Below are 1,503 nucleotides of genomic sequence, written 5' to 3' on the forward strand. Positions count from 1 at the left end.
GAGATCCGGGTCGGCCCCGCCGAGACGGGCTGGTTGCATCCCGCCTACGGGCGCGAGACCGGCTGGATCGCGGTCCGCAGCCCCCGGGGCGAGGACCACGGGCCGCTGTTCCGGCTGGTCGGCTCGGTGTTGGAGGGGATGGGCGGGCGGCCGCACTGGGCGGGTCGGCACGACTGGACGGTGGCCGACCTCGCGGTGGCCTACCCCCGCCTTCCGGACTTCCACGCGATCCGGGACCGCCTCGATCCCGACCGCCGCTTCGCAGGCACCCACCTGGAGTCCCTGCTCGGCCCGTGAGCCCACCTCATCGCGGCCGCCGGTCTCCAGCGCCGCCGCCGATGATCATTGGATTGGCGCGGCCGGCCGCGGTCATCACGGCCGTGGGTGCCGAGACGGTGATCATGGGCGGCAGGTGCGCGCCGGCCGGCGGTGCGACGGCGCGGCACGAACGTCTCGAATGATCACCATTTCGGAGCGGTCGACCGCGCCGCACACGGCTCGGCGTGCCCAAGCGGTGATCATGCGACGCGGTCGAGCGGATCACCAGTGGCGGCTTGGGCAGAACCCACGGCTCAGCGGCCCGGCGGCCAGGCCCGGTGTTCGAGGCATGATCACCACCCCGGAGCACTCGACCGCGCCACACACGGCTCCCCGCGCCCAGGCGGTGCTCAAGCGACGCGATCGGCGAGATTGACAAGCGGGTGGCGCAGCGCTGGCGCGACCCCACAGCTAGCGGCGCGGCCGCCAGCCGCGAGGCCCGGGCACGCAAGACATGATCACCATCTCGGAACGCTCAACCGCGCCAGAGGCCGCTCGGCGTGCCCAAGCACTGATCATGCGACGCGGGCGGGCGGATCGCCGAGCGGCGGCGCCGGCGCAAACCCACAGCTCAGCGGCGCAGCGGCCAGGCCCAGTGTTCGAGGCATGATCACCACCTCGGAGCACTCAACCGCGCCACACACGGTTCCGCGCGCCCAAGCGATGGTCAAGCTAGGCGGCCGGGCGGGTGGTGTCGGTGCAGCTCTCAGCCGGGAGCCTCGAGGCCCGGGCATACGAGGCATGATCGCCACCTCGGAGCACTCAACCGCGCTACACACGGCTCCGCGCGCCTAAACGGTGATCATGCGACGAAGTCGGGCGGGTTACCGGGCGGCGGCACCGGCACGTCCCCCCAGCTCGGTGGCTAGGCCTCGGTTATCGAGGCATGATCACCACTTCGGAGCTCTCGGCCGCGCCACACACGGCTCCGGGTGCCCAAGCGGTGATCATGCGACGCGGTCGGACGGAACGCCGGGCAAGCGGGTCCGGCGTAACCCCCGCAGCTCAGCGGCGCAGCGGCGAGCCTCAAGGCCCCGGCACCCAGCATGATCACCACCTCGGAGCTCTCGGCCGCGCCACACACGGCTCCGGGTGCCCAAGCAGTGATCATGCGACGCGGTCGGGCGGAAACGCCGGGCAACTGGGTCCGGCGTAACCCCCGCAGCTCAGCGGCGCAGCGGCGAG

Annotated in this window: 1 protein-coding gene; it reads left to right on the top strand. The window is 72.5% G+C overall.

Translation table 11 applies throughout. The features are described 5' to 3' along the window. The coding region (locus H5J29_RS32335) for a D-arabinono-1,4-lactone oxidase (protein ID WP_281376160.1) at positions 1-297 on the top strand (297 nt) is incomplete at its 5' end. Between the last annotated feature and the right edge of the window lie 1,206 nt (positions 298-1,503).

The organism is Pseudonocardia pini (assembly GCF_013870575.1).
Lineage (GTDB): Bacteria > Actinomycetota > Actinomycetes > Mycobacteriales > Pseudonocardiaceae > Pseudonocardia > Pseudonocardia pini.